Annotated in this window: 27 protein-coding genes; 17 read left to right on the top strand and 10 right to left on the bottom strand. The window is 68.9% G+C overall.

Annotated elements, in window-relative coordinates; genetic code table 11:
* The first annotated feature begins 3 nt into the window (after positions 1-3).
* The 7 genes from MHN84_RS21640 to MHN84_RS21610 are packed head-to-tail and all read left to right on the top strand — an operon-like array spanning position 4 to position 8,751.
* Entirely contained in the window at positions 4-957 is a 954-nt protein-coding gene (locus tag MHN84_RS21640; RefSeq protein ID WP_241206564.1) for a glycosyltransferase, read from the top strand.
* Positions 954-2,288, top strand: coding sequence for a glycosyltransferase family 2 protein (locus MHN84_RS21635; RefSeq protein WP_241206563.1), 1,335 nt, complete (start codon positions 954-956; stop codon positions 2,286-2,288). Before MHN84_RS21640 ends, MHN84_RS21635 begins: the two co-directional genes overlap by 4 nt.
* 34 nt (positions 2,289-2,322) lie before the next feature.
* Positions 2,323-2,841: a mycothiol transferase gene (locus MHN84_RS21630; protein WP_241206562.1), complete on the top strand. Its 519-nt coding sequence runs from the start codon at positions 2,323-2,325 to the stop codon at positions 2,839-2,841.
* Positions 2,842-2,894: 53 nt separating this feature from the next.
* A complete protein-coding gene (locus MHN84_RS21625) occupies positions 2,895-4,415 on the top strand; it encodes an aldehyde dehydrogenase family protein (RefSeq protein WP_241206561.1) in 1,521 nt (506 codons plus the stop codon).
* Positions 4,416-4,475: 60 nt separating this feature from the next.
* A complete protein-coding gene (ppk2, locus tag MHN84_RS21620; RefSeq protein ID WP_241206560.1) occupies positions 4,476-5,333 on the top strand; it encodes a polyphosphate kinase 2 in 858 nt (285 codons plus the stop codon).
* 59 nt (positions 5,334-5,392) lie between these two features.
* Complete coding sequence (locus MHN84_RS21615) at positions 5,393-6,247, top strand: hypothetical protein (protein WP_241206559.1); 855 nt, start codon at positions 5,393-5,395, stop codon at positions 6,245-6,247.
* A complete protein-coding gene (locus MHN84_RS21610) occupies positions 6,244-8,751 on the top strand; it encodes an RNA helicase (protein WP_241206558.1) in 2,508 nt (835 codons plus the stop codon). The genes MHN84_RS21615 and MHN84_RS21610 overlap by 4 nt, the downstream gene beginning before the upstream one ends.
* Positions 8,752-8,764: 13 nt before the next feature.
* On the opposite strand, the gene MHN84_RS21605 is transcribed toward MHN84_RS21610, so the two are convergent.
* From MHN84_RS21605 to MHN84_RS21570, 8 genes are all read right to left on the bottom strand, one after another.
* Positions 8,765-9,715, bottom strand: coding sequence for an MvdC/MvdD family ATP grasp protein (locus MHN84_RS21605; protein WP_241206557.1), 951 nt, complete (start codon positions 9,713-9,715; stop codon positions 8,765-8,767).
* A gap of 12 nt (positions 9,716-9,727) precedes the next feature.
* Positions 9,728-10,150 (bottom strand): hypothetical protein, encoded by a 423-nt coding sequence (locus tag MHN84_RS21600; protein WP_241206556.1) that lies wholly within the window; start codon positions 10,148-10,150, stop codon positions 9,728-9,730.
* Positions 10,151-10,255: 105 nt separating this feature from the next.
* Positions 10,256-11,152, bottom strand: a complete 897-nt coding sequence (locus MHN84_RS21595; protein WP_241206555.1) for a crotonase/enoyl-CoA hydratase family protein — start codon at positions 11,150-11,152, stop codon at positions 10,256-10,258.
* 10 nt (positions 11,153-11,162) lie between these two features.
* The gene (locus MHN84_RS21590; protein ID WP_241206554.1) at positions 11,163-11,405 is read right to left on the bottom strand and encodes an anti-sigma factor; all 243 of its coding nucleotides are present in this window, start codon (positions 11,403-11,405) and stop codon (positions 11,163-11,165) included.
* Entirely contained in the window at positions 11,402-12,037 is a 636-nt protein-coding gene (locus tag MHN84_RS21585; protein ID WP_241206553.1) for an RNA polymerase sigma factor, read from the bottom strand. The genes MHN84_RS21590 and MHN84_RS21585 overlap by 4 nt, the downstream gene beginning before the upstream one ends.
* 109 nt (positions 12,038-12,146) lie before the next feature.
* Entirely contained in the window at positions 12,147-12,452 is a 306-nt protein-coding gene (locus tag MHN84_RS21580) for a hypothetical protein (RefSeq protein ID WP_241206552.1), read from the bottom strand.
* Positions 12,449-13,090 carry an LpqN/LpqT family lipoprotein gene (locus MHN84_RS21575; RefSeq protein WP_241206551.1) on the bottom strand — a complete coding sequence of 214 codons (642 nt, stop codon included), beginning with the start codon at positions 13,088-13,090 and terminating at the stop codon, positions 12,449-12,451. The genes MHN84_RS21580 and MHN84_RS21575 overlap by 4 nt, the downstream gene beginning before the upstream one ends.
* A gap of 1 nt (position 13,091) precedes the next feature.
* On the bottom strand, positions 13,092-15,122 hold the full coding sequence (locus MHN84_RS21570; RefSeq protein ID WP_241206550.1) for a prolyl oligopeptidase family protein: 2,031 nt from the start codon (positions 15,120-15,122) through the stop codon (positions 13,092-13,094).
* A gap of 93 nt (positions 15,123-15,215) precedes the next feature.
* On the opposite strand from MHN84_RS21570, the gene MHN84_RS29900 reads away from it, so the two are divergent.
* Positions 15,216-16,328: a diguanylate cyclase gene (locus MHN84_RS29900; protein WP_241206549.1), complete on the top strand. Its 1,113-nt coding sequence runs from the start codon at positions 15,216-15,218 to the stop codon at positions 16,326-16,328.
* A 12-nt stretch (positions 16,329-16,340) separates the two neighbouring features.
* Here the strand turns inward: MHN84_RS29900 and MHN84_RS21560 are convergent, their stop codons facing one another.
* On the bottom strand, positions 16,341-18,170 hold the full coding sequence (locus tag MHN84_RS21560; protein ID WP_241206548.1) for an NAD(P)/FAD-dependent oxidoreductase: 1,830 nt from the start codon (positions 18,168-18,170) through the stop codon (positions 16,341-16,343).
* Between the two features lie 206 nt (positions 18,171-18,376).
* On the opposite strand from MHN84_RS21560, the gene MHN84_RS21555 reads away from it, so the two are divergent.
* The 9 genes from MHN84_RS21555 (at position 18,377) to MHN84_RS21515 (ending at position 25,496) form a co-directional block, all read left to right on the top strand.
* The gene (locus tag MHN84_RS21555) at positions 18,377-19,429 is read left to right on the top strand and encodes a 2,3-butanediol dehydrogenase (RefSeq protein WP_241206547.1); all 1,053 of its coding nucleotides are present in this window, start codon (positions 18,377-18,379) and stop codon (positions 19,427-19,429) included.
* 1 nt (position 19,430) lies between these two features.
* Positions 19,431-20,210 (top strand): acetoin reductase, encoded by a 780-nt coding sequence (locus MHN84_RS21550; RefSeq protein WP_241206546.1) that lies wholly within the window; start codon positions 19,431-19,433, stop codon positions 20,208-20,210.
* Positions 20,211-20,233: 23 nt separating this feature from the next.
* Positions 20,234-21,517, top strand: a complete 1,284-nt coding sequence (locus MHN84_RS21545; RefSeq protein WP_241206545.1) for a helix-turn-helix domain-containing protein — start codon at positions 20,234-20,236, stop codon at positions 21,515-21,517.
* A gap of 1 nt (position 21,518) precedes the next feature.
* Positions 21,519-21,995, top strand: coding sequence for a DUF779 domain-containing protein (locus MHN84_RS21540; protein WP_241206544.1), 477 nt, complete (start codon positions 21,519-21,521; stop codon positions 21,993-21,995).
* A 117-nt stretch (positions 21,996-22,112) separates the two neighbouring features.
* A complete protein-coding gene (locus MHN84_RS21535) occupies positions 22,113-22,391 on the top strand; it encodes a putative holin (protein ID WP_241206543.1) in 279 nt (92 codons plus the stop codon).
* A complete protein-coding gene (locus MHN84_RS21530; RefSeq protein ID WP_241206542.1) occupies positions 22,384-22,677 on the top strand; it encodes a hypothetical protein in 294 nt (97 codons plus the stop codon). Before MHN84_RS21535 ends, MHN84_RS21530 begins: the two co-directional genes overlap by 8 nt.
* A gap of 11 nt (positions 22,678-22,688) precedes the next feature.
* Positions 22,689-24,083 (top strand): dihydrolipoyl dehydrogenase, encoded by a 1,395-nt coding sequence (gene lpdA / locus MHN84_RS21525; protein ID WP_241206541.1) that lies wholly within the window; start codon positions 22,689-22,691, stop codon positions 24,081-24,083.
* The gene (locus MHN84_RS21520) at positions 24,084-24,362 is read left to right on the top strand and encodes a hypothetical protein (RefSeq protein WP_241206540.1); all 279 of its coding nucleotides are present in this window, start codon (positions 24,084-24,086) and stop codon (positions 24,360-24,362) included. It abuts the gene before it with no gap.
* Between the two features lie 27 nt (positions 24,363-24,389).
* Positions 24,390-25,496: a diguanylate cyclase gene (locus MHN84_RS21515; protein WP_241206539.1), complete on the top strand. Its 1,107-nt coding sequence runs from the start codon at positions 24,390-24,392 to the stop codon at positions 25,494-25,496.
* Here MHN84_RS21515 and MHN84_RS21510 read toward each other — a convergent pair.
* Positions 25,479-26,591, bottom strand: a complete 1,113-nt coding sequence (locus MHN84_RS21510; RefSeq protein ID WP_241206538.1) for an NAD(P)/FAD-dependent oxidoreductase — start codon at positions 26,589-26,591, stop codon at positions 25,479-25,481. The two genes, MHN84_RS21515 and MHN84_RS21510, sit on opposite strands and share 18 nt — an antisense overlap.
* Between the last annotated feature and the right edge of the window lies 1 nt (position 26,592).

The raw sequence follows: 26,592 nt of genomic DNA, 5'->3' as shown, positions 1-26,592 counted from the left end.
GAGGTGACGCAGGCCCTCGTGGGACCACGCCACCACGGCGTGGTCCGCTTCGGGCTCGCGCTGAGCCTGCGGCATGTGTGGTCGCCCGACGTCGAGGGCCTGCTGAGCAACGTCGGCGAGGACGGGGTGCATCTGCAGTTCACCGACCGGCTCTTCGGGGACACCCCGGAAGCGGCGGCCTGCGCCGTCGCGGCGATCGCTGCCCGCGCCCGCGTCACCGTGACGCTGCACGATCTGCCGCAGCGCTCCGACGGCCGCAACGCCGACCGGCGTGCGAGGGCATACGCCGACGTCGCCGCACGCTCTGCCGGTGTGGCCGTGAGCAGCGAGCACGAGCGAGAGCTGTTGCGGGACATCGGTGTCGACGTGTCGTCGGTCGCGGTGATCCCGTTACCGATCGGACGACCGGCGCCGGTTCGTCGCCGCCCCGCGGAGGTGCGCACCATCGGCGTGTTCGGCTTCCTGTACCCCGGCAAGGGGCACGAGGAGGTGATCGCGGCTGCTGCAAATCTGCCGCGGGACGTCGAGGTCCACGCGATCGGCGAACCCTCCTCCGGGCACGACGATCTGGTGACCGACCTGACGGGGCGCGCCGCCGAACAGGGCCGGTGCTTCCACGTGACGGGGCACGTGGGCGACGACGAGTTGATCGACGTGCTGCAACGCGTGACGGTGCCCGTCGTCGCGCACACGCACGTATCGGCGTCGGGCTCACTGGGTTCGTGGCTGTCGGCGGCGCGCCGCCCCCTGGTGGCGACGAATCGCTACACCCGCGAGATCGCCGACCGCAATCCCGGCATGCTCACGCTGTACCCGCCGCGCGGACTGGGTGGGGCGATCCGCGCTGCGCTCGATGATCCGCTGTCCACCTGGCTGACCGACGAGTCGGTACCGCGGCCGTCACCGTCGGACACCGCGCGTGCCTACCGCGCCTTCTTCGACAGGTGGCACCGATGACACCGGAGCTGTTTCCCCTGCCGGACGGCAGGTTCTGTGTGGCGGGCAACCGGTGGGACGTGCTGGACGGCAGGCCGGGACGCGACGCGAGTATCGCCGTCGTGGTGCCGTTCTACGACCAGCAGGACGATCTGGACCGGCTGCTCGCCGCGCTGGAGCTGCAGGACTACCCCCTGCACCTGGTCGAGGTCGCGGTCGCCGACGACGGCTCCCCGGTGCCGCCCGACATCTCGTCGACGTCGTTGCGGTGCAGAGTGGTTCGGCAACCCGACCGCGGATTCCGCGCCGCGGCGGCCCGCAACCTCGGTGCCGCCGCCACCGCCGGCGAGATCCTCTGTTTCCTCGACGCCGACACCGTGCCGGAACCCGGTTACCTGCGGGAGATCTCGCGGTTACCGTCGCTGCTACCGGATGCGTTGGTGGTCGGTCGGCGGCGCCATGCCCGCCTCGACGGCTGGTCGGCGGCCGACGTGGCGCGATGGTGGGCGGGCGAGCGCACCCCGGTGGTGCTGGGTGAACCGCGCTGGCTCACCGACGCGTATGCCCGTACCGGGGACCTCGCCATCGCCGACCACACCGCCTACCGCTACGTGATCAGCTCGGTGATGTGTTGCAGCAGAGAACTGTTCGATTACTGCGGAGGTTTCGACGAGTCGTTCGACCGGTACGGCGGAGAAGACTGGGAGTTCGCGCACCGGGCCGCGGTCTGTGGCGCGGTGTTCCACCACGCGCGCCGGGCGGTGGCGTGGCACAACGGTCCCGACTGGGCGGGTCGTGAGGTGTCGGACCGGGCCGCCGCCAAGAACGCCGAGGCTCTTGCGCTGGCGAGGCTGATCACCGATCCGGCGGCACGCACCCATGGTCTGCGCTACGAGATCCCCGACGTGGCAGTCGAAATCGATGCCGACGAGCACGGACTGGGGTCCCTCGTCGCGACGCTCGCCGGCTTCCTCGCTCACGACGTCGGTGTATGGATCACGGGCGCGGGAGCGGAGTCGCTGTGCGCGCGAGCTCATCTGCAGGATGACCGCATCCGTGTCGGTCCGGTGCCCGACGACATTCGGCGTCGCACCCGGTTCGTCGTCGCCGTGACCGGACGGCCCGTGCTGTCCGTGCAGGGCGTGGCCGACCTCGTCGCCGCCTGTGCGCGACCCGGCGTCGCCGAGGTGCATGTCAGCGAGGGGGCCGCCCACGTGGTGTGCCGGGCGTCGTGGGCGCTGCACCGGCAGGCGCGGTGGCAGTGCGCGACGGAGTTCGGGGCCACGGTGCACCGCCCGGGCGACGAATTCGGGATGAGAGAAGGAGACGCCGAACCTGACCTGTCGTGGTGACCACGTGTCCGACGGCGGGCGTAGCTTGGGCAGCATGGCCGACATCGACGCTGCCCGCGAGCTCCTGCGTGATTCGTTCACCCGCCTGATCGAGCACGCCGACGATCTGACCGACGGTCTGACCGACGAGGTGGCCTACTACCGGCCGACGCCGGAGGCCAACACCATCACGTGGCTGCTGTGGCACAGTGCCCGCATCCAGGATGCCCAGCTGTGCGACATCGCGGGCATCGAGCAGGTCTGGTTCCGCGAGGGCTGGGTGGACCGCTTCGCCCTCGACCTCCCGCGCGATGCGCACGGCTACGGCCACACCCCGCAGGACGTGGCCAAGGTACGCGCGTCGGCGGACCTCCTCGCCGGCTACTACCACGCGGTGCACCGCGAGTGCCTGTCGTACGTCGCCTCGGTGTCGGGCGAGGACCTGGCCCGGGTCGTCGACGAGCGCTGGGCGCCGCCGGTGACCGCGAGCTCGCGACTGGTGAGCATCATCGACGACGCCGCCCAGCATCTCGGGCAGGCGGCCTACATCCGGGGCATCGCACCGCAAAGTTGACACCTGTCAACCCCGCGTGCGACGTGCGTCACACCGCTCGTTAGAGTAGGGGCATGACTGCGACCTCCGACGTCACGCCCTTCACCGGAACCGGCACCATCACCAACCCCGCGACCGGCGCTTTGGCCGGCCAGGTGCGCTGGACCGACGCTGCGGACGTGCCTCGCACCGCTGCCGCCCTGCGCGACGCCCAGCGCGAATGGGAGGCCCGCGGCGCTGCGGGCCGGGCCAAGGTCCTGGCGCGGTACGGGGTGTGGCTGGGCCGCCACCGCGCGGAGATCGAAGAGCTGCTGATCGCCGAGACCGGCAAATCCGCGACCGACGCGGCCCAAGAGGTGCCGCTGCTCCTGATGATCCTGTCCTACTACGTGCGCACCATGGAGAAAGCGCTCGCTCCCGACCCCCGCCCCGCGGCGCTGCCGTTCCTGTCGATCAAGAAGATCGAGGTGCACTATCGGCCCCGCCCCGTCGTCGGCATCATCGCGCCGTGGAACTACCCCGTCGCCAACGCGCTGATGGACGCGATCGGGGCACTCGCTGCCGGCTGCGCCGTCCTGCTCAAGCCCTCGGAGCGCACCCCGCTGACCGCTGAACTGCTGCTGCGCGGCTGGCTCGACTCCGGCGCCCCCGACGTGCTGGCGCTGGCCCAGGGCGCCCGGGAGGTGTCCGAGGCCGTCATCGACGTGAGCGACTACATCCAGTTCACCGGCTCGAGCGCCACCGGTGCCAAGGTGGCCGAGCGGGCCGCTCGTCGGCTGACCCCGGTCAGCTTGGAGCTGGGCGGCAAGGACCCGATGATCGTCCTGGAGGATGCCGACATCGAGTTGGCCGCCCACGCCGCGGTGTGGGGTGCGATGTTCAACGCCGGGCAGACCTGCGTGTCGGTCGAGCGCGTGTACGTGCTCGAGCCGGTGTACGACCAGTTCGTCGCCGCCGTGGTCCGTGACGTCGAGAACCTGAAGATGGGAGCAGGCGAGGGGCATCACTTCGGCGCGATGATCGACGACAGCCAGGTCGCCGTCACCGAACGTCATGTCGCCGACGCACTCGCCAAGGGTGCGCGGGCGTTGACGGGCGGGAAGCGTCGGCCGGGTCCCGGCAGCTTCTACGAGCCCACCGTGCTGGTCGACGTCGATCACTCGATGGCGGCGATGACGGAGGAGACGTTCGGTCCGACGCTGCCCATCATGAAGGTGTCGTCGGTGGCCGACGCGGTCCGGCTGGCCAACGACAGCCCGTACGGCCTGTCCGCGGCCGTGTTCTCCCGCGATGTCGAGCGCGCCAAAGAGGTTGCCCTGCAACTGGACTGCGGTGGCGTCAACATCAACGACGTGATCTCGAACCTGATGTGCACCACCGCCCCGATGGGCGGCTGGAAGACCTCGGGTATCGGTGCGCGCTTCGGCGGGCCTGAGGGTTTGCGCAAGTACTGCCGCATCGAGACCGTGGTCAGCCCCCGCACCGCGGTCGGCGCCGGGGGCAACTACTACAACAACTCGCAGCGCGCGCTGAAGCGGATGAACACGATGATGACCAAGCTGGCGCTGATCCGGCCCAAGCGCATCGCCAAGTAGTCCACCGGCTGTTCACCTCGCCGTCACCGTCTCGACGGCGACGCTGGTTAGCGTCGGCCGGTGACCCTGGACAGCTCCGGCTACCACGTCCTCGACGACGACGATGACGACCCCGTGCTCGTGCTGCAACCCAGCGGCGAGACCGTCGACACCTGGCGCGAGAACTATCCGTACGACGAGCGCATGACCCGCGCGGAGTACGAGGAACAGAAGAGGCTGCTGCAGATCGAACTGCTGAAGCTGCAGAAGTGGAGCCAGGCCCACGGCCATCGCCACGTGATCGTCTTCGAGGGTCGCGACGCCGCAGGCAAGGGCGGCACGATCAAACGCTTCATGGAGCATCTCAACCCGCGCGGGGCCCGCGTCGTCGCGCTCGAGAAGCCCACCGAGAAGGAACAGACGCAGTGGTACTTCCAGCGCTACGTCACCCACCTGCCCGCCGCCGGGGAGATCGTGCTGTTCGACCGGTCCTGGTACAACCGTGCCGGCGTCGAACGCGTGATGGGGTACTGCTCGCCCCAGCAGCACGCCGAGTTCATCCGGCAGGCCCCGCTGTTCGAGCAGATGCTCGTCAACGACGGCATCAGCCTGATCAAGCTGTGGTTCTCGGTGACCCAGTCCGAGCAGCGCACCCGCTTCACGATCCGGCAGGTCGACCCGGTGCGGCAGTGGAAGCTCTCGCCCACCGATCTGGCGTCGTTGGACAAATGGGACGACTACACCTCGGCCAAAGAGGACATGTTCGCCTGGACCGACACCGAGATCGCCCCGTGGGCGGTGGTCAAGAGCAACGACAAGAAGCGCGCCCGCATCAACGCCATGCGCTACGTGTTGAGTAAATTCGACTACGACAACAAGGACCACGAGGTGGTCGGCCGGCCCGACCCGTTGATCGTGGGACGCGCGCTGGCCGACTAGGTCCCCGGAGCCGCTCCGGCGGCGACAGAAGGCTCGTGCGTCCCGACAGGAGGGACGCGGTGCGTTTTCTCGCCACGCTGATGCTGTGGCTGCTGACCACGCTCGCGCTGGCCGTCGCCGTCCCCGCCGGGTGGGCGCAGAAGACCATCGTCGACGAGGACGGGTACGCCGCCCTGGCCGCCCGCGCGGCCGGCGACCCCCGGTTGCAGGACGCGATGGCCGGCGAACTGAGCGCCCAGATCATCGCGCTGGGCGCCGACAACGGCTACCGGCTCAACCCGCAGCTGGTCCGCACCGTCGCCGACTCCTACACCAGCAACTCCGGCTTCCCCGGTCAGTTCGCCCAGGCCAACCGGATCGCCCACCGGTGGATGTTCACCGGCGCGGTACCCGAGGGCAATTCGACGGACCGGTGGCTGATCGACATCGCACCCATGCTGTCGGACCCGTCGTTTCACGCCACGCTCGGCAGCCTCGACCTCGCCGTGCCCCCGACGCTGACGGTGCCCATCACCGTCGAATCACCCGACCTGCGCCCCGGCAAGCTGCGACCGCTGGCCACCTGGGGTCCGTGGGCGAGCATCGGCGCCGCGGTGCTCACCGGCCTGCTGGCGCTGCTGACCCTGGCGGCCGCCCGGTCGAAGGGGCGCGCGCTGTGTGCCCTCGGAGTGTCGGCGCTGCTGGTCGGCGCCGCCGGCTGGGCGGGCATCGAGATGGGCCGGCGCTTCATCGACGCGGCGGTCAACAGAACCACCGGCGACATCCGCACCGTGGCCGAGGTGATGGTGCGCACCGCCGAGGACAGTGCGCACCACTGGCTCAACATCACCCTGCTCGCCGGTATCGGTCTCGTCGTGGTCGGTGTCCTGGGCGCCACCGCGGGTGCCGCGCTGCGCCGGCCCGACGCTCGATGAGCGCGCCGCTCGTTCCCCCCGCGGACGCCGATCCCGACGACCTGTTCACCTCGTTCGCGGGGTGGGCCGAGGACAACGGCACCCCGCTGTACCCCGCCCAGGAAGAGGCGCTGATCGAGTTCGTCAGCGGCGCCAACGTCGTGCTGGCCACCCCGACCGGATCGGGCAAGTCGCTCGTCGCGACCGGCGCGCAGTACGCCGCGCTGGCGGCCGGGCGGCGCAGCTACTACACCGCGCCGATCAAGGCGCTGGTGAGCGAGAAGTTCTTCGCGCTGTGCGGGGTGTTCGGTGCGGAGAACGTCGGCATGCTGACCGGCGATGCCGCCGTCAACGCGCACGCGCCGATCATCGTGTGCACGGCCGAGGTGCTGGCGAACACGGCGCTGCGGGAAGGTTCGGGCTCCGACATCGGCGTGGTCGTGATGGACGAGTTCCACTACTACGGCGATCCCGACCGCGGCTGGGCCTGGCAGGTGCCGCTGCTGGAATTGCCCGGGGCACAATTTTTGCTCATGTCGGCGACGCTCGGCGACGTCACGTTCCTGCGGGAGGATCTGACCCGGCGCACCGGGCGGCCGACTGCTCTGGTTGCCCACGCCGAACGCCCGGTGCCGCTGTTCTATTCGTACGCGACGACGCCGATGCACGAGACCATCGGCGATCTGCTCGACACCCGCCAGGCGCCGATCTACATCGTGCACTTCACCCAGGCCTCAGCGCTGGAGCGGGCGCAGGCGCTGATGAGTGTCAACGTCAGCACCAAGGACGAAAAAGCCGCGATCGCCGAGCATCTCGGCGCGTTCCGGTTCTCGACCGCGTTCGGGACCACGCTGTCGCGGCTCGTGCGCCACGGCATCGGGGTGCACCACGCGGGCATGCTGCCCAAGTACCGACGGCTGGTCGAACAGCTCGCCCAAGCCGGCCTGCTCAAGATCATCTGCGGCACCGACACGCTCGGCGTCGGCATCAACGTCCCGATCCGCACCGTCGTGTTCACCGCGCTGTCGAAGTACGACGGCACCCGCACCCGGCTGCTCACCGCACGGGAGTTCCACCAGATCGCCGGGCGCGCAGGCCGGGCCGGCTACGACACCGCGGGCACCGTCGTGGTGCAGGCGCCCGACCACGAGGTGGAGAACCTCAAGCAGTTCGCGAAGGTCGCCGACGATCCGAAGAAGCGACGAAAACTGGTGCGGCGCAAGGTGCCCGAGGGCATGGTGCCGTGGAGCGAGAAGACGATGACGCGGCTGGTGGAGGCCGCACCAGAACCGCTCACCAGCAACATGCGCGTGTTCACCGCGATGATCCTCGACGTCGTCGACCGGCCCGGCAACCCGTTCGAGGCGATGCGGCGCCTCCTCACCGACAACCACGAGCCACGTAAGCGGCAGCTGCGGCTGATCCGGGAGGCGGTGGGGATCGCCCGGTCACTGCTGCAGGCCGGGGTGATCGAGCGGATGTCGGTGCCCGACGCCGACGGCCGCCGCTACCGGCTGACCGTCGACCTGCCGCGCGACTTCGCGCTGAACCAGCCGCTGTCCACGTTCGCGCTGGCCGCCATCGACGTTCTCGATGCCGACGCGGAAAGCTATGCCCGCGATGTGGTTTCGGTGATCGAGGCGACGCTGGAGGATCCGCGGCAGATCCTTGCGGCGCAGCTGAAGAAGGCCAGGGGCGAGGCGGTCGCGGCGATGAAGGCCGAGGGCATCGAATACGACGAGCGCATCGAACTGCTCGACGACGTCACCTACCCCAAACCCCTCGACGAACTGCTGCACGGCGTGTTCGAGATCTACCTGCAGACCAATCCGTGGGCCGCCGACGGGGCGCTGTCACCGAAGTCGGTGGTACGCGAGATGTGGGAGGGCGCTTTCACGTTCCGCGAGTACGTCAGTCTCTACGGGCTGACGCGTTCCGAAGGCGCCGTGCTGCGGTACCTGTCCGACGCGGTCAAGGCGCTGCGCTCCGGTGTGCCCGCCGCGGCGCGCACCGAGGAGCTCACCGACATCACCGAGTGGCTCGCCGAGTTGGTGCGGCAGGTGGATTCGAGCCTGCTCGACGAGTGGGAGCAGCTCACCAGCCCCGACCAGCCGCTGGACGCGCCGGTGTCGGTGCCGGTGCGGCCGCGACCGGTGACGGGTAACGAGCGGGCGTTCACCGCGATGGTGCGCAACGCGCTGTTCCGTCGCGTCGAACTGTTCGCCCGCGAGCGCTGGGATGAGTTGGGCGCGTTGGACAGTGGCTCCGGGTGGACGGCGCAGCGCTGGGGTGCGGTCGGCGACGAGTACTACGCCGAGCACGCCGACGTCGGCATCGGCCCGGACGCGCGGGGTCAGGCGTTGCTGCTCATCGACCGCGGCGCCGATGTGTGGCGGGTGCGGCAGATACTCGACGACCCCGCCGGCGACCACGACTGGGGTATCGACGGGGAGGTCGATCTGCCGATGAGCGACGAGGAGGGTGTCGCGGTGCTGCGCGTGCTCGACGTCGGTCGGATGGATTAGCGGGTCGGATGCACTAGGCGGCCGTCAGAGCCGCCCGCGCCGGATCCGCCAGCAGCCCCGCGACGCTGCGGGTGATGGGCAGGCCCGTCTTGATCTCCAGGTACGCGAACTGCCCCTGCGGGTTGACCTCAAGGAAGTAGACCCTCCCGTCGGTTGCCGACACCCTCAGGTCGATCACACCGAACGCGAGCCCCAGTGACCCCATCAGCTGGTGCAGTGCTGCGGCGAGGTCGTCGTCGAGGTCATAGGGGGTGAACGCAACCGAGTTGTCCATCCTCGAATCCACCCACCCGGCGCCTGTCTGGGAATCGATGCGCACCGCCCAGGCCTCACCGGCTATCCAGACGATCCGCAGGTCATAGCGACCATCGATGAATTCCTGGAAGGTGGTGGGGGAGGAGCGGATTCCGGTCAGGCGCGGTAGATCGGCAGTCGTGACCAATCTGGTCTCGGTGAACGTGCTGCCTGTGCCCGTGCGCTTGCAGATCGCGCGGCGCTGCAGTCCCTCGAGGAATTCCGAGGCCACCGTCGCGTCGTTCGTCACGACTGTGTCGGGCACGTTGAGACCCAGCGATCGGGCGGTGTGCAGCTGGACGAGTTTGCGCGCGGCGCGGTGTTGTGCGGCAGGGTCGTTGACGAACACCGCGTCGAGTGACCACAAAAGGCCTTCGGCGAAGTGGTCACACTCGGCCTGCCGGAAGGTGTCGACGTCCGGGTCGACGCTGCGCCCGACGGTGCTCCGCGCCGGTCGGCGCCACCAGACGGCACGGACGGAATCGAGATCGATGCCATCCCAGGAGTGTGCCCGGCAGTCTCGCGTCGACGTGAATCGGGCTGTGCTCGATGGGAACTGGGCGAGATCGAGCTGCAGCGCAGCGATGCCGAAGTGTTCTCGCAGGTGCGAGGACACTGCGGCCGCGTGCACGTCGAGCTCGTGGGCGACGATGAGTACCGGTGTGGTCATGATCGGTGGTCGTTACTGGCAGTCGTCGCCCTGGCACACGGTTCCGAACCCGCTGGGATGGTCCCAGCAGCTCACCGATGTGTGGCCCGCCTCGGCCGTCACGACACGATTGAAGGCGAAGCCGTGGGCGCGGCCCCACTCCTCACTCTGGCGTGCGAGGTCCTCGGAGCCGACAACGGTGCGGTAGCGGTCCGGCAGTGTCATCGGCCGCTCGAGTGATTCGATGGTCAAGGTCTGCAGCCACCCGATCGACGCGCCGACACGGACGACCACCTCGACGGGTTTGCCGCCCTCCTCGGCCACCGTCGGATTCACCCATTCCGATTGCCTTTCGATGTCGGCCCGCTGGATCACCCAGGTGCCGCCGGGCACGTTGATCCGGACCTCACCGTCGGCATCGCTGGCAAGCAGGCCTTTGAGCGGTGTGTTCGTCATGTCGGTACTCCTCGTGGCGTGATGGTCCCGGTCCTGTCGCCGGGCTCGCTCATGAGGATCACTCGCAGATCGTGCCTGCGCCTGCGTAGTGGACTACCTGACTTTTCAGGGTTCGATCACGTGTGACGGGTCCGGCCGCCGCTCTGCCGGGGCCTGGCTGTAGTCGCCCCACGGCCCGTCGCGCTGCTCGACGGCGGCGCGTACACCGTCCCGTTCGGCCGTCTCGACGAAACGCAGCGCATCAGGGGTGTTGCGCATCAGCCCGTCGAGGATTCCGCCGAGGGTCTGCGTCGACGCCAGGCCCATGTTCTCGTAGGCCTGATTGACGATCAGCTTCTGTGCCTGCAGTTGCGAGAGCGGAATCTTCGCCAGCGAGGCCGCGATCTCGGCCACCCGCGCCTCCAGCCGCTCGAAGGGCACCGACTCGTTGATCAATTCGACTGCGGCGGCTTCTTTTCCGGTCAGCGGCTCACCGGTGAGCGCATGCCACTTCACCTTGGCCAGGCTCAGCCGATACAGCCACATCCCGGTCAGGTAGGCCCCCCACATGCGGGCGTACGGCGTCCCGATCACCGCGTCGTCGCTGGCGATCACCAGATCCGCGCACAGGGCGTAGTCGCTGGCCCCGCCGACGCACCAGCCGTGCACCTGGGCGATCACCGGTTTGGACGCCCGCCAGATCGCCATGAACTTCTGCGTCGGCCCGGTCTCCCGGGAACTGACCATCGCGAAATCCTTGCCGGGGTCCCAGCGCCCATCGGTGTTCATCGCCTCGCCCCAGTGCTCGAAGCCGCCGCCGAAGTCGTAGCCGCCCGAGAAGGCGCGTCCGGCCCCGCGGAGCACGATCACCTTGACGGCCGGATCGCGTTCTGCCAGGCCGATCGCGGCCTCGATCTCGTCGGGCATCGGGGGCACGATGGTGTTGAGCCGCTCAGGGCGGTTCAGCGTGATGGTCGCGACGGGCGGTTCGGTGCGGTAGAGCACCGTCTGGAACTGGCTCACCTGAGCAGTTCTAGCGCCAGTCGCGGAAGGCGTCCAGCAACCGGTCGCGAAACGGCGGGTCGACGTCGTCGTCGCAGAGCACGCTCAGGGTGCGCACCGTGGTGCGGAACTGTTGCAGATAGGTCAGGCAGCCGTCGCAGCCCGCCAGGTGCTGCTCGAACCGCGTCTGGGTGACGCCGTCGAGCGCGCCGTCGAAGTAGGCGGTGATCAACGCGACGAGCTCATAGCAGTCCATCGGTGCGGGCTCGCTCATGTCACGTCCCTCACGTAATCCTCGAGAACCTGCCGGATCGCCGTCCGCCCGCGGTGCAGCAGCACCCGCTGGTTGGCGAGCGTGATGCCGAGCAGCCGGCTCACCTCCGCGGAGTCGACGTCGAGCACGTCGCGCAGGGTGACCACGAGGCGTTGCCGCTCGGGCAGGGTGTCGAGTGCGTCGCGGGTCAACGCAAGCAACTCCGAGCTCAGCACCGAGCCCTCCGGTGACTCGGGGAACGGCACCGGTTCTTCCCCGTCGCGCCAGTGACCCGCCCAGCGCTCGTCGCGGTCGTGGAACCGGGCCGGGTGCACGGTTCCGTTCGTGTACGCGGCGATCTGGGCGTCGGACTCCCGACGGTCCCGCATGCCGCGTTTCTTGGCGATGTTGATCAGCACCGTGAACAGCCACGTGCGCAGAGAGGACCTGCCCTCGAAGCCGTCGATACCCTTGAGCAGCGCGATCCACGCCTCCTGCACGACGTCCTCAGCGACCTCGCGGGACGACACGTAGCCCTGCGCGATCCGCAGCATCGCCGGCGTGTGCCTGTCGACCAGCGCGGCGAACGTCGCCTCGTCACGCGCCCGCAGCGCCGCGACGATGGCAGCCTCGTCCGCGGAAGTGGCGGTCATGTCCGCGAGATCGTAACCCAGCACGTCACACCGGGGCGCCCTGAAGCACAGCGGCTCCCTTCGTCGACCGGTAGTGCCCGCCGGGCCCGCCGGCGTTACACGTCGGCGGTCACCGGCTCCCGTCGCGCATCGTCGGATCGGCCGACCGGATGCGGCCGCCGATCACGATGTTCGGCGTCCGGAAGTAGGCCCACCCCAGGGTCAGCACCGTTGCGGCGGCGGCCAGCGCCAGCGCGCTCTGCAGGTCGGGAAGGCCGGACAGGAACAGCACCACGATGCCCGCACCGGTGCCCGTCCAGTAGATGCGCCGTTTGACCGCTCGCCGATCCATGGTCGCGGTGTCCCAACCGGGCGCTGCGATACCGGCCAGCACCAACGCCGCGCCGACGATCAGCAGGATCTCAGAGAGCGTCATGGCAGCAGCAGCTGGAAGCCGTCGACGATCTCCGCGGAGTCGCGCACGTAGGTGGGGTTGGTCGCATCGGTGGTCTGCACCGTCAGCGTCGACAGGTAGGTGGCCGACGGTGTCCGCGCCACGACGGCATGCATGATGATGGGCCGCTGCGGTGCCGGCCCCATCGCGGGCGCGATGTATGTCGTTGTCTCCGAGGGCAGTCCGCAGGTGGTGTTGCTCTCGGTCTGCAGATCGAAGGCGCCCATCATCGTGGTCAGGTTGGATCGGTTCTGTTCGAACACGATGTCGGGATCGGCGCTGCCGCGGACCGACTCCAGGGTGACCACCGCGTTGGGGGCGAACTGATCGGCGACGAGATCCTGTGCGACGATCGCGAACCGGATGATCTGGTTGTCCATCATCGTGTTGCGTTCCCACCCCTGCGGTTGCGGGACGCGCAGCTGCGGTTCGCGGGGATTCTTCTGCGGGATGTCGACCAGAGGCGCGGTGACGGTGGTGCACTGCGCGTCATCGCCGGCTTCCTGGGCGGGCGCGCGTCCGGCGGCGGTCACCGCGGTACCGGTGATCTCCCGGCCGCAGCCGGTGAGCACCATCGCGGACGCCAGCAGCAGCGCTCCGGCCGATCGGGCGATCGTCACGTCACTGCCCTCCCAGCGTCGAGAGCAGGAACTCGTAGATCAGAGCGGCGCGGAACGCGATCTGCGGATTGTCCGACGCACCCGCGTGCCCGCCCTCCATGTTCTCGTAGTACCGCACGGGGTGGCCGGCCGCCTCCAGCGCCGCGGTCATCTTCCTGGCGTGGCCCGGATGTACGCGGTCATCGCGGGTCGAGGTGGTGATCAGCACCGGCGGATAGCGGCGCTCGGTCGAGATGTTCTGGTACGGAGAGTATTTCGAGATGAAATCCCAATCATCGGGATCGTCCGGGTCGCCGTACTCAGCGACCCAGGAGGCGCCGGCCAGCAACAGGTGGAACCGCTTCATGTCCAGCAGCGGCACGCTGCACACCAGGGCGCCGAACAGCTCCGGATACTGCGTCAGCATGATGCCCATCAGCAGCCCGCCGTTGCTGCCACCCTGTGCGCCGAGCCGGTCCACGGTCGTGATCCCGCGCGCGACCAGATCCCGTGCCACGGCTGCGAAGTCCTCGGCGACCAGGTGTCGGCCCTCGCGCATCGCCTGGGTGTGCCAGGTGGGGCCGTACTCACCGCCACCGCGGATGTTGGCCAGCACGTATGTGCCGCCCCGGGAGAGCCACAGCCGGCCCATCACACCGTCGTAGTACGGGGTGCGGGCCACCTCGAACCCGCCGTATCCGCCGAGCAGCGTAGGACCGGCGCTCAGCGTGTGGCGATGCCCCACGACGAAATACGGCACCGCGGTGCCGTCGTCGGACGTCGCGAAATACTGCTGCACCTCGAGATCGGCTGCGTCGAAGAACGACGGCGCCCGCTTGATCTCGGTGAGGGCGCCGCCGGCAGCCCCGTGCATCAATTGTGACGGTGTGACGAAACCTGAGCAGTCGCAGAAGATCTCGTCACCGAGGGGATCGACGGCGACCAGGGACACGGTGGTGTTGTCCGGCAGTCCGGCCACCGGTTCGTGCTCCCACGAGCCCGGCGTCACCACCTCGACGTGGCTGGCGACATCGGCGAGTGTGACGAGCACGAGACGGTCGCGGGTCCACCCGTAGTGGTGCAGGCTGGTGTGCCGGTCCGGGGTGAACACCGTACTCAATTCTGCGCTGCCGGAGAGGAATTCGTCGTAGTCGGCGGCCAGAAGGGAACCGGCGGGGTAGTGCTGGGTGCCCGTTCCGTAGCTGTAGTGCCAGTCGCTGCGCAGCTCGATCAACAGCCAGGTGCGGTGAACAGAGATGCTGGCGTCGGTCGGGGTGTCGATGCGGACCAGTTCGGCGCCGCGCAGCTCGTAGACCTCTTCGTTGAAGAAGTCCAGCGCGCGGCTGATCAGCGTGCGTTCGAACCCGGGCGTGCGATCCACCGACGCCGCGACCAGGACGTCGGCCGGGTCGCCCTCGAAGATCGTCACCGCCTCGTCCAGTGGTGTCCCGCGCGTCCAGCGCTTCACGATCCGCGGGTAGCCCGACTCGGTGAGTGACCCTTGCCCGAAGTCCGTGCCGACCAGCAGCGTGTCCTCGTCGGCCCAGGTGACCTGAGACTTCGCCTCGGCCAGCTCGAACCCGCCGTCGACGAAGGTGCGGGTCGTCATGTCGAACTCACGCACCACCGCCGCGTCCGACCCGCCCCGGGAGAGGCTGACCACTGCGCGCAGGTGGTCGGGTTCGATCACGTCTGCCCCGGCCCAGACCCAGTTCTGGCCGTCGGTGCGGGCGAGCTCGTCGACGTCGATGACGACGTCCCAGTCCGGCTTCTCCTGCCGGTAGCTCTCGAGCGTCGTGCGGCGCCACAGACCTTTCGGGTTGGTCGCATCGCGCCAGAAGTTGTAGAGGAACTCACCGCGCCGGCGCACATAGGGGATGCGGGTGTCGGTGTCGAGGACGTCGAGGGCATCGGCACGCATCTGCTCGAACCGTTCGCCGCCGAGTTCGGCGATCGTCGGATCGTTGTGCGCGCGCACCCACGCGAGTGCGTCGTCGCCGGTGATCTCCTCGAGCCAGAGGAACGGATCGTCCGTCTGCGGGGGGTTCGTCACGCCCCCATTCTGCGCACCGCCGTCGGCGGTGTTCGAATCGGCTGTGGGAATGGGTGGGGTCGGTACGATCACCCCAGCTGAGCATCGGGGGCCGTGGTGAACCACATCCGCCAGTGGTGGAGACAGCCGGACCGCTACGACTGGCTGGCCGGCTACCTCGCGTCCCGCCGGCTGCTGCGCATCTCCTCGGCGGTGATGGCCACGATCATGGCGGTGCTCGCTGTCGCGGTGGCGTTGACATCGCTCAGTCCCGCCGGCCCACACGGGGCCATGCGGGGGGTGGTGGCGGTGATCGCGGTAGGTTTCGCCGGTGTCGCCGTGGCCTACGCCCGGCGGTGGCCCACCCGGCGGCACTCGGCGGTGTTCGCGGTGTGCGGCTGTGCTGCTCTGGCGGTGGTCGCCGTGGCGCAGTCGGACCCGCATGCCGGGCTGCTGACCTGCTGGGCCTTCGTCGGGCTGGCGGCCTACGTCGCCTCCGCGCACAGCCCGCGTCTGCTCGCTCTCACCGTCGCCATCGCGCTCGGCACGGCGGCCGCGTGCGCGGTCCGGATGGGGGTGGCCGGCGACGTGCCCTTGGGCGTGGCCACCCTGCTGATGTCGATGGGCGGCCTCTTGACGGTGCCGTTCGGTGGACACATCCTGACGCGACTGCTGTGGAACGATGCCGTCTCGACCGACCCGCTGACCGGGTTGACCAACCGGCGAGGGTTCCGGCGGGCGGCGCAGGCCCTGATCACCGACGCGGCCCGGCGCGGCTCGGGAAGTTTCAGCGTGGTGATGATCGACCTCGACGGGTTCAAGCGGATCAACGACACCCTCGGCCATGCGATCGGCGACCGGGTGCTCGTCGACGTGGCCGCCAGACTGCGCGACGCGTGCGGCTCGGGGGCCATCGCGGCACGGGTGGGCGGGGAGGAGTTCGTGGTCGCCCAGGCGTGCCCGCCGCGCGAGATGGACCTGCTCGCGCGGCGGCTCTGCTCGGCCATCGCGTCGAACCCGTGGCACGTCACCGCCAGCCTCGGGGTCGCCGGGGTCGCCGGGGTCGCCGGGGTCGCCGGGGTCTCCCGGGTGTCAGGGGTCGCGGCGCACGACACCGCTGCCGACGCCCGCACGCTGATCGAGCGCGTCATCGCGGCCGCCGACATGGCGATGTACGAGGCGAAACGGGCCGGCGGCAACCAGATTCGCATCTCCGATGCCGCCTGAGCCCGTCGCGTCCTAGCTGAGGTGGTGCACTTCCTGCAGGCCGTACACCGGCGTGGGCAGGCCTTCGTAGCGGGCCTTGAGCTGCAGCGCCAGATACAGCGAGTAGTGCCGGGACTGATGCAGGTTGCCGCCGTGGAACCACAGGTTCGGCTGCTGCGTGGGTTTCCACATGTTGCGCTGCTCGCCCTCCCACGGCCCGGGATCCTTCGGGGTGTCACTGCCCAGACCCCACACCTTGCCGACCTTGTCGGCGACGTCCTGGCCGATCAGATCCGCCGCCCAGCCGTTCATCGAGCCGTAGCCCGTCGCGTAGACCACGACGTCGGCGGGCAGCTCGGTGCCGTCGGCGAGCACCACCGAGTCCTCGGTCAGATGGTCGACCTGGCCGTGCGCCAGCTTGATTCGCCCGTCGGCGACCATGTCGCAGGCGCCGACGTCGATGTAGTAGCCGGAGCCGCGCCGCAGATACTTCATGAACAGCCCGGAACCGTCGGCGCCCCAATCCAATTCGAACCCGGCGGCTTCGAGCCGGTCGTAGAACTCCTTGTCGCGCTCCCGCATCTGGTCGTACAGCGGGATCTGGAACTCATGCATGATCCGGTACGGCAGTGAGGCGAACGTCAGGTCTGCCTTCTCGGTCGTCATCCCCGCGGCCAGTGCCCGCTCGGAGTACAGGTCGCCCAGGCCGATGTCCATCAGGGTGTCGGACTTGACGATGTGGGTCGACGACCGCTGCACCATGGTCACGTCGACGCCGTTCTCGTAAAGCGCCTTGCAGATGTCGTGGGCGGAGTTGTTCGACCCGATGACGACGGCCTTCTTGCCGGCGTAGGCGTCGGGGCCGGGGTGCTGCGACGAGTGGTGCTGATCGCCGCGGAAGACGTCCTGGCCGGAAAGTGTCGGCACATACGGCTTGCCCGACATCCCGGTGGCGAGCACCAGCTGGGTCGGGTGCAGGGTGAGGCGCTCGCCGTCGCGGTCCACCTCGACGGTCCAGCGGCCCTCGGCGTCGTCGAATGTGGCGGACAGGCACGTCGTCTTCGACCAGTACGGCACCTCCATCACGCGGGTGTAGAACTCGAGCCAGTCGCCGATCTTGTCCTTGGGTGCGAACACCGGCCAGTTCTGCGGGAACGGCAGGTAGGGCAGGTGGTCGTACCAGACCGGGTCGTGCAGGCACAGGGACTTGTAGCGCTTGCGCCACTGATCGCCGGGTCGCTCGTGCTTGTCGACGACGATCGCCGGCACGCCGAGTTGGCGCAGCCGTGCGCCGAGGGCGATGCCGCCCTGACCGCCGCCGATCACCAGCGTGTACGGCTGGATCGTGCGGCCCAGCTCAGCGTCCTCGGCCGCCTTCTTCTCCGCCCAGGAGCGAGGATCGGGGTCGTCGCCGTGCACGGCACCGAGGACGCGTGTGGCGCCCTTGCGCTCTTCGTGGCCCTTGAGTTCCTGCAGCGCGGTGAGCAGGGTCCAGGCCTTGTCTTCGCCTGCGTCGTCCTTGATCCGCAGATGCCCGGTGCCGCGTCCGGCCGCGGTTTCGAACTGGATGAACGCGGAGACGACGTCCCCATCCTGGGTGGGTTCCTCTCGCGTCGCGAATCCCGACGGGTCGGTCTCGGCGAGACGGGCGGTCAGCATGTCGGTGATCTGGTCGCGGCCTTCGAGGGTCTTGAGGTTCCAGGTGAAGGACACCAGGTCACGCCAGAAGCCGTCGACGGCGAACATGCCGGCGGCGCGTTCGATGTCGCGGACGGCCAGCGCGGCCTCGAAGTCGGCCAGCCAGGCGTCGACGCGCTGCTGCGGGGTCAGGGTGGTGGTTCGGGGGTCGAGAGTGGAAGTCATGTGAGCCAGACCACACCTATGTCATGGCCGGCACAAGAGTTGCGAAGCGTTGCAACCGCCACGCTTCCTACGCCCCCGCTTCATACGCCCAAACCAACGCTTGGGTCACGACACGCCGCGATTTCTCGCCCAAACCGACGTTTGGGCGTCGTGCAACCCCCTGCAACTCTTTCGACGTGTGGCCGCCGTCACATAGAACTGGCCGCATGAAAGCAGCTGTCTACTACGGCCCCAACAAACTCGAGATCGACGACGTCGCCGAGCCCGAGGTACGCCCCGGCACCGTCAAGCTGCAGGTCGGCTTCAACGGCATCTGCGGCACCGACCTCCACGAGTACTACGCCGGCCCGATCTTCGTGCCGACCTCGCCGCACCCGCTGACCGGCGCGCAGCTCCCGCTGACCATGGGCCACGAGTTCTCCGGCACCATCACCGCCGTCGGCGAGGGCGTGACCGGATGGGCCGAGGGCGACCGCGTCGCCGTCGAGCCGATCTACAAATGCGACCACTGCGGACCCTGCCGCGCCGGCAACTACAACGTCTGCCAGCAGATCGGCTTCCACGGCTTGATGTCCGACGGCGGCATGGCCGAGTCGACCGTCGTACCCACGTCGATGTTGCACCGGCTGCCGGACAGCGTCTCGTTGGAGCTGGGCGCCCTCGTCGAGCCGATGTCGGTGGCCTATCACGCCGCCACCCTCGGCGACGTCAAGGACGGTGACTCCGCGATGGTGTTCGGCGCCGGGCCGATCGGCATCGGTCTGTGGTTCGCGTTGCGCGGCAAGGGTCTCGAAGACGTCTTCGTCGTCGAGCCTTCGCCGACACGGCGCGCGGCCATCGAGGCGCTCGGCGCGCAGACCCTCGACCCGACGACGACCGACGTGCCCGCGTTCATCGCCGAGCACACCTCCGGTGCGGGCGCCGACGCCGTGTTCGACGCCGCCGGGGTGGCGCCCGCGGTGAGTACCGCGCTGGCGTGCGTGGGCTCCCGGCGACCGATGGTCAGCGTCGCGATCTACGAAAAGCCGCTCGAGACACCGCTTCTCAACCTCGTGATGAACGAGTCACGCATCCAGGGCTCGCTCTGCTACACCGGCGCGGACTTCGAAGCGGTGATCGCGCTGATGGCCGACGGTCGCTACGACACCACCGGCTGGGTGACCCGTATTCCGTTGGACGACGTCGTCGACGAGGGATTCGAGGCACTCCATGCCGGCACCAAGATGAAGGTCCTCGTCGACCCGAACGGAGGGAACTGACATGGCAATCACCGGAAAAGTCGCACTGGTGACCGGTGCCGGCCGCGGCATCGGGCGGGGGATCGCGCTGCGGTTGGCACGCGACGGCGCCGACGTGGCGCTGGTCGACGTCACGGCTGACGGTATCGCGGCCGTCGCCGACGAGATCACCGAGATCGGCTCCAAGGCAACCACATTCGTCGCGGACGTGAGCGATCGCGACCAGGTGTTCGCGGCCGTCGACCACACGGCGAGCGCGCTCGGCGGTCTGGACATCATGGTCAACAACGCCGGCATCGCGCTGGTCGGACCCATCAAGGACGTCACGCCCGACGAGCTCGAGAAGCTCTGGGCCATCAATGTCGACGGCGTGCTCTGGGGGATCCAAGCCGCGGTCGCGCACTTCACGGCCAACGGCAAGCCAGGCAAGATCATCAATGCGTCGTCGATCGCCGGCCACGATGGCTTCGCGATGCTCGGCCCCTACAGCGCGACCAAGTTCGCGGTCCGGGCGCTGACCCAGGCCGCGGCCAAGGAGCACGCCGCCGACGGCATCACCGTCAACGCGTACTGCCCCGGGGTGGTCGGCACCGACATGTGGGTGGAGATCGACAAGCGCTTCGCCGAACTGACCGGCGCCGCCGAGGGCGAGACCTACGAGAAGTTCGTCGGCGGCATCGCGCTCGGGCGCGCCGAGACACCCGACGACGTCGCCGGCTTCGTGTCCTACCTCGCCGGCCCCGACGCCGACTACATGACCGGCCAGGCCGGGCTGATCGACGGCGGCCTGGTCTACCGCTGAGATGGGGAGCACAATCGCAGGTGATGCAGTCCGTGCCTGAACCCGCCGTCGCCGTCGGGGAGGATCCGCGCAGCTACGCGCGGTTGATGTCGGCTGTCTACGACGCGACGATGGCCGGACATCGCGCGCCGGCCCGCCCCCGCGAGGTGATCGGCGACTCCTGGCAGCGACTGCTGGCCAGCGGTGTGGAACCGAGCGACACCCCGGTCGTGGAAACCGGCGGCCTGGAGGCGCTGCGCCGCGCGTCGGGACTGATGGACGTACTCGACGAGATCTCGCACGGCCTCGAGTCGTTGGTCGCCGAGGGCGAGAACATCCTCGTCGTCGCCGACGCAACCGGGCGGGTGCTGTGGCGCTCCGGGTCGCCGTCGGTGCTCAGCAACGCCGACCGGCTCGGGTTCGTCGAGGGCGCGCACTGGGGTGAAGGTGCCGTCGGCACCAACGCGATCGGCACCGCGCTCGCCGCGCAGCGGGCCGTCCAGGTGTTCTCCGCCGAGCATTTTCTGCGCAGCCACCACTCCTGGACCTGTGCGGGAGCGCCGATCCGCGACCCCCGCACCGGCCAGGTGCTCGGCGTCGTCGACGTCTCGGGTCCGGCGGCCACCGTCCACCCGACCACGATCGCGCTCGTCGACGCCGTCGCCAGGCTCGCCGAATCGCACCTGCGCTCCGAGCACGACCGGACGTTGAACCGGCTGCGCTCGGTGGCCGCACCGATCCTGGCCCGCATGGGCGCCCCGGCGCTGGCCGTGGACACCGAGGGCTGGGTCGCTGCGGTCGACGCGATGCCGCTGCACAACCGCATCCTGCTGCCGGACCAGATGGGGCCAGGGCGGGTGTGGCTGGCGACGTTGGGTTTGTGCGCGGTCGAGCCGCTGCCCGGCGGGTGGCTGGTGCGCCTGGCCGACAGCGACGACGACTCGGCGGCCGCGCACGTCTCGCAGGTGACGCTGGACTTCGCCGATCCGGACAAGCCGGGGCTGCGCATGGTCGGGGAGTTCGGCAGCTGGCGTCACGACCTGTCGCTGCGGCATGCCGAGATCCTCTGCGCGCTGGCCCGTTCTCCGCAGGGCCGCACCGCGCCGGAACTCGCCGAGGACCTCTACGGCGACCGCACCCGCGTGGTCACCGTGCGTGCCGAGATGTCGCGGTTGCGCAAACAGTTCTCCGGGCTGCTGGCCGCGCAGCCCTACCGTTTCGCGTCGTCGGTGGGGCTGACGGTCTGCTATCCCGCCGACCGGCGCATGCTGCTGCCGCCGTCGATCGCACCGGCCATCAGAGCCGCGCGACTGGAGGAAGATGGTTGACGTGCCCGCACCGAATCGAGCCCTCATCACCGCTGCCGCAGCCGACCTGCTGCGCACGCTGCAGGACCGCCACGGGGCGTTGATGTTCCACCAGTCCGGCGGCTGCTGCGACGGGTCGTCGCCGATGTGCTACCCCGACGGCGACTTCGTCGTCGGCGACCGCGATGTCCTTCTGGCGATCTTCGACGTGGGCGACGGGGTCCCGGTGTGGATCTCCGGGCCGCAGTTCGACGCGTGGAAGCACACGCAGTTGGTGATCGACGTGGTGCCGGGCCGCGGTGGCGGGTTCAGTCTCGAAGCGCCAGAAGGCATGCGGTTCCTGTCGCGTGGCCGTGCGTTCACCGACGACGAGCTGGCCGCACTCGCGGACGAGCCGGTGGTCACCGGGGCGTCCTACGAACGAGGTGAGCGGCCGTCGGCGCACGGCACCCTCGTCGTCGCCGAGGCGGTCGACGCCTGCCCGGTGCCGCTGCGCTAGGGCGCAGCTGGTGTGCATCCAGGTCGCTTCAGCACGCGAATCCGCGCTCTGAGTGCACACCACAGTCCCCCGCGCGCCTGACCCGCAACGCGACGCGCCGGCGTTACCGTCGCAGACGTGATCCCGCTGCCCCGCGCGTCGGTGCTGGCCGGGGTGATGCTCATCGGCGTCGCCCTCGGAGTCGCCGGTGCCCTGTTCGTCGCGGGCGAGGTCTCCACCACCCTGAAGCCCGCTGCCGTCGTCGCGCTCGCGGTCGGCATCCCGAGCCTCCTCGGCACGCTGACGATCCTGGTGTCCGGCCGGCGCTGGGCCACCGCCGTCGGTGCGCTGGTGGTGGCCATCGGACCCGGTTGCCTCGGCGCGCTGACGGCAGTCCAGGTGGCCGCCGGTGTCTGAGCAGCTCGTCGCCGAACATCTCAGCCGGTGGAAATTCGCACTGGTCACGGTCACGGTGTGGGCGGTCGCCGGCGCGGCCGGTGCGGGCCTCTATCACTGGTGGGCCCAGTCCCCGGACAAGGCCGTTCCGGTGTTCGCGGTGCTCGTCTACCTCGTCGCCAGCATCGTCGGAAGCCTCCTGACGGCGCTGGTGCAGGACCGCCCCGCGGTCACCGCGCTGGCCATCGCGTTCATGTCGGCACCGTTGGCCGCGGCCATGGGTGCTGCGCTGCTTCGCGGCCACTAGGGTGGTAAGGCGTGACCCACTATGACGTCGTCGTTCTCGGAGCCGGCCCCGGCGGGTACGTCGCGGCCATCCGCGCTGCTCAGCTCGGACTCAACACAGCCATCATCGAACCCAAGTACTGGGGCGGCGTCTGCCTGAACGTCGGGTGCATCCCGTCGAAGGCATTGCTGCGCAACGCCGAGCTGGCACACATGTTCACCAAGGAAGCCAAGACATTCGGCATCAGCGGTGACGTCAGCTTCGACTACGGCGCCGCGTTCGACCGCAGCCGCAAGGTCGCCGACGGCCGGGTCGCCGGCGTGCACTTCCTGATGAAGAAGAACAAGATCACCGAGATCCACGGGTACGGCAAGTTCACAGACGACCACACGATCGTCGTCGACCTCAACGAGGGTGACACCGAGACGGTCACGTTCGACAACGCGATCATCGCGACCGGCGCCCACACCAAGCTGGTCCCGGGTACGAAACTCAGCAAGAACGTCATCACCTACGAAGAGCAGATCATGGAGCGCGATCTGCCCGGCTCGATCGTCATCGCCGGCGCCGGCGCGATCGGCATGGAGTTCGCGTACGTGATGAAGAACTACGGCGTCGACGTCACGATCGTCGAGTTCCTGCCCCGCGCGCTGCCGAACGAGGACGCCGAGGTGTCCAAGGAGATCGAGAAGCAGTACAAGAAGCTGGGCGTCAAGATCCTCACCGGCACCAAGGTCGAGTCGATCAACGATGACGGCTCGACGGTCACGGTCAAGATCAGCAAGGACGGCAAGGAAGACGAGCTCAAGACCGACAAGGTCATGCAGGCCATCGGCTTCGTGCCCAACGTCGACGGCTACGACCTGAAGAAGGCCGGCGTCGAGCTGACCGACCGCGGCGGCATCGGCATCGACGACTACATGCGCACCAACAAGCCGCACATCTACGCGATCGGTGACGTCACCGGCAAGCTGCAGCTCGCTCACGTGGCCGAGGCGATGGGCGTCGTCGCCGCCGAGACCATCGCCGGCGCGGAGACGCTGGCGCTCGGTGACTACCGGATGATGCCCCGCGCGACGTTCTGTCAGCCGCAGGTCGCCAGCTTCGGGCTGACCGAGCAGCAGGCCAAGGACGAGGGCCATGACATCGTGGTCGCGAAGTTCCCGTTCACCGCCAACGGCAAAGCCCACGGCCTGGCCGATCCGACCGGCTTCGTCAAGCTGATCGCGGACAAGAAGTACGGCGAACTGCTCGGTGGCCACCTGATCGGTCCCGACGTCTCCGAACTGCTGCCCGAGCTCACTCTGGCGCAGAAGTGGGATCTGACCGCCAATGAGCTCGCCCGCAACGTACACACCCACCCGACCCTGTCCGAAGCGCTGCAAGAGTGCTTCCACGGTCTGGTCGGCCACATGATCAACTTCTAATTGAGGGCGATCTGGATCGCCGGTATCGGCGGGTTGGTCATCGGCCACATGCTGTGGCTGGCGGGCATCTCGGCGGCCATCGCGTCGTCTGATGTGCCGACCTGGGTGCTGGTCGTGGCGGCGGTGTCGTTCCTCGTCGCGATCGTGTCCGGGTACCTCGGCTGGCGTCAGTGGCAGAAGAAGTCGCGCACAGCCGAGGCGTGGGCGGTGTTCTGCTGGGCGCTGCCGGTGTCGCCGTTGTTGTTCTCGCTGGCTGTCTTGGGCGTGACGTACTTGTAGCCGTCCACTCGGTGCCATGATGTGCCGGTGGGGGATGGCGGTGTCAGGGCTTTGCTGCGTCAGTGGTGGCATCAACGGGATGACTACGACTGGCGCATCGACTTCCTGCGTACGCGTGCCCTGCTGCCGATCCTGCGGTACCTGATCGCCGGCATCGGCGCGGTGCTCGGGCTTCTCAGCGCGATCAACGCGGTGGCACCGCCGATGGCCGACAGTGCCCTCGTCCGCGTGGGTTGGGCGGTGGTCTCGCTCGGTTCGCTGGTGTGGGCGGTGCGCTGGGCGATGCGGCCCTGGCCGACGCTGCGCGAATCGACCGCGCTGTTGATCTACGTCGACATCCTCATCACCCTGTCGACACTGCTGTTCGGCGACCCCAATCTGGCGATGTCGGGCATGCCGCTGCTGTTGTGCGCCGGCGCGTACGTGGTGTTCTTCCACGGCCCGCGACTGCACCTCGTGCACATCGGCTGGTGTGTGCTGGCCGTGGGTGGAGTCGCGGTGTGGCTGGCCGCGGACACTGCGGTCGGCGGTGTGCAGGTCGCGGTGTCGCGGGCCGTCATCGCGCTGGTCGTGACCGCGTGCATCCTGCCTGCGCTGCAGTTCGGTTTCTGGTTGCTGCAGGGCAGTTCGAAGCAATCGTTGACCGATCCGCTGACGGAGCTGACGAACAGGCGTGGGCTGTCCGTGGCGATGAAGCAACTCAACGAGCGCGCACCGGCCGGCGCGGACCTGTGTGCGTTGCTGATCGACGTCGACGGGTTCAAGGCGGTCAACGACACCCTTGGTCACGCGGTCGGCGACGAAGTGCTGATCCGGATCGCCCGCAGGATCCGCCAGAGCGTGCGAAGTGATGCGGTCGTCGTGCGGTGGGGCGGCGAAGAATTCCTCGTGGTCGACCGGATACCGGCGGCTCAGGCAGGGACGGTGGCCGAGCGGGTGCGCGCGGCGGTGGCGGCGCCCGCACAACCGACCGTGACGGCGAGCATCGGGGTCGCGGCCACCACGGCCTCGGGGGCCACGGGCACCGATCTGATCGACGTGATCTCTTCGGCGGACGCCGCGATGTACGAGGCGAAGGCCCGTGGCGGTGACCGGATCGCGATCGCGGCCGCAGTCTCAGCCCTGCACCGTTGAGGCGAAGAACTCCACCAGCCCCTGCGGTGCCCTGGCGTCGAGGAGGATGTCCAGCGTCGCCCACGAATCCCGCGCCGATTCCCTGCTGCGCGAGAACATCTCGGTCTCGTACGCCGCGACGGTCGCGGTGATGTCGCCGGGTCGTTCGGCAAGTGCCACACCGAGCGCGGCGGCGTCGTACATGGCGGTGTTCGCGCCTTCTCCGCCGGGAACGGTCAGATGCGCCGCGTCACCGAGCAGCGTCACCCCGGGCGACGGCGGCCAGCGATGGTCGTCAGGGAGCGCGTAGATCGGCCGGCGCACCGGCGCGGTGTCGGCCTCGGTGATCAACGCCCGCAAAGGTGTTGCCCACCCGTCGAATTCGGCTGCGACGCGGTCGATCAACCGCGTCGTCTCGAACCACTCGACCGGTCGCCGCAGCGCGACGTAGACGTGTAGCACTCCGCCGGCCTCGCGGTGGGCGATGATGCCCCGCTCGGGCGCCACCGCGTACATCGCGCCGGCCCCCACCAGCGCCGCAGCGCCCGGGTGGCGGGTATCGGCGTCGTACAGGTAGGTCTCGACGAAGGTGACGCCCGAATACGTCGGTACCGCGTCGGACAGACGTGGGCGGACCTTCGACCATGCGCCGTCAGCGCCCACGAGAAGTGTTGTGGTGAGCCGTTTTCCGTTGGTGAACAGCACGTCGTGGCAACCGTCACCACGCGGGTGGATGCGGTCCACCTTGTGTCCCCACTGCACGGTGTGCTCGGGCAGCGACTCGAGGAGGATCCGACGCAGCTCGCCACGCAGCACTTCGGGGCGACCGCCGGCGCCGTCATCGGCCTGCTCGAACAGCACGGAACCGTCGCAGCCGACGATTAGCGCCGCCTCGGCGCCCTGGTGGATGATCGACCCGAATTCCCGCGTCAGCCCCGCCACCTCGAGTGCGAATTGGCCTGTGCCCCGGTGCAAATCGAGTTGTCCGCCTTGGCTGCGACTCTGCGGCGCCGGTTCGGCTTCGTACACCGTTGCCTCGACGCCGCGAACATGCAGCACCCGGGCGAGGGTGAGGCCGCCCACGCCCGCGCCGATGATCGTGATCGAGGTGTCCATC

It is taken from the genome of Mycobacterium sp. PSTR-4-N, assembly GCF_022348085.1.
GTDB lineage: Bacteria > Actinomycetota > Actinomycetes > Mycobacteriales > Mycobacteriaceae > Mycobacterium.
Note: the sequence above shows the minus strand (reverse complement) of the source record. Positions and strands in the feature narration are given on the sequence as shown.

Excerpts from the sequence above, each read along its gene's own strand:
- MHN84_RS21635 (WP_241206563.1), top strand. The coding sequence starts at position 954 with ATGACACCGGAGCTGTTTCCCCTGCCGGACGGCAGGTTCTGTGTGGCG.
- MHN84_RS21630 (WP_241206562.1), top strand. The coding sequence starts at position 2,323 with ATGGCCGACATCGACGCTGCCCGCGAGCTCCTGCGTGATTCGTTCACC.
- MHN84_RS21625 (WP_241206561.1), top strand. The coding sequence starts at position 2,895 with ATGACTGCGACCTCCGACGTCACGCCCTTCACCGGAACCGGCACCATC.
- MHN84_RS21610 (WP_241206558.1), top strand. The coding sequence starts at position 6,244 with ATGAGCGCGCCGCTCGTTCCCCCCGCGGACGCCGATCCCGACGACCTG.
- MHN84_RS21605 (WP_241206557.1), bottom strand. The coding sequence starts at position 9,715 with ATGACCACACCGGTACTCATCGTCGCCCACGAGCTCGACGTGCACGCG.
- MHN84_RS21600 (WP_241206556.1), bottom strand. The coding sequence starts at position 10,150 with ATGACGAACACACCGCTCAAAGGCCTGCTTGCCAGCGATGCCGACGGT.
- MHN84_RS21590 (WP_241206554.1), bottom strand. The coding sequence starts at position 11,405 with ATGAGCGAGCCCGCACCGATGGACTGCTATGAGCTCGTCGCGTTGATC.
- MHN84_RS21585 (WP_241206553.1), bottom strand. The coding sequence starts at position 12,037 with ATGACCGCCACTTCCGCGGACGAGGCTGCCATCGTCGCGGCGCTGCGG.
- MHN84_RS21580 (WP_241206552.1), bottom strand. The coding sequence starts at position 12,452 with ATGACGCTCTCTGAGATCCTGCTGATCGTCGGCGCGGCGTTGGTGCTG.
- MHN84_RS21560 (WP_241206548.1), bottom strand. The coding sequence starts at position 18,170 with ATGACTTCCACTCTCGACCCCCGAACCACCACCCTGACCCCGCAGCAG.
- MHN84_RS21555 (WP_241206547.1), top strand. The coding sequence starts at position 18,377 with ATGAAAGCAGCTGTCTACTACGGCCCCAACAAACTCGAGATCGACGAC.
- MHN84_RS21550 (WP_241206546.1), top strand. The coding sequence starts at position 19,431 with ATGGCAATCACCGGAAAAGTCGCACTGGTGACCGGTGCCGGCCGCGGC.
- MHN84_RS21545 (WP_241206545.1), top strand. The coding sequence starts at position 20,234 with ATGCAGTCCGTGCCTGAACCCGCCGTCGCCGTCGGGGAGGATCCGCGC.
- MHN84_RS21510 (WP_241206538.1), bottom strand. The coding sequence starts at position 26,591 with ATGGACACCTCGATCACGATCATCGGCGCGGGCGTGGGCGGCCTCACC.